Source organism: Haloferula chungangensis (assembly GCF_042664875.1).
Lineage (GTDB): Bacteria > Verrucomicrobiota > Verrucomicrobiia > Verrucomicrobiales > Akkermansiaceae > Haloferula > Haloferula chungangensis.
Window position 1 is genome coordinate 1 of record NZ_JBHTBS010000074.1, and the last position, 714, is coordinate 714.

A 714-nucleotide genomic window follows, 5' to 3' on the forward strand; every position below is an offset into this window, starting at 1 on the left:
AGAACAAGGCGCTCGAGGGCGACCCCTTTCAGCGGCTTTGTTGAGTTCTTGCCGCCAGCTTCGAAAGCTGCTTGGATCCCCGCAGCCTTCCCGGTGAGCTCACCGGGATCGCCTCAGCTCAAACGTTCTGCTGAATATTCCATGCGCAATGTGATCCCCATTCTTGTTTCCGCTATCGTGATGCTGATTCCGTTGGCACTAATCGGCCTGGCCGTTGGGTGGATATGGGCACATGCGCTAGATGGCCAGATGTCCACATTCTTGAAGTGGGGCGCAATCGGGGGCATCGGCTATGGGTTTCTTCACGGGTGGCTCATGGCGTTTATGACGAAGGGCATGACAGATGAAGAGGTCGAGCCACAGAGGGGCGGAATGGCATGCATGGGCATGGTTATCCCCGGACTTGCCGTTCTGACAGGTATCGGAGTCATCGTTTTCAAGTGGCTATTCTAATAGAACCGACAAGCAGAACAAGCCAGCGATGGCGACGCCTAACCGCGGCCTTGTCGAAAAGTGATGTGGGTGATTCAATGCTTCCAATCTGGCACGGAGCGCCGCCTTGGTTTTGGCGTCGCGCCATGCCTATGACGTTCGGTGCAGAAATGAAGAGTTCCCGCTCGATTGCCGCAGGCGACTTTCAGCTCTCACTTGAGGCGGGAGTCGTTGATCGCGACGAGGTCATCCGCTGGGCTGACGCGATTCTCACGGAGTCGG

At 56.7% G+C, this 714-nt stretch carries 1 protein-coding gene; it reads left to right on the plus strand.

What is annotated here, in order from left to right:
* On the plus strand, positions 1-453 hold a 453-nt coding region (locus ACFQY0_RS21250), incomplete at its 5' end, for a hypothetical protein (RefSeq protein ID WP_379717084.1).
* Between the last annotated feature and the right edge of the window lie 261 nt (positions 454-714).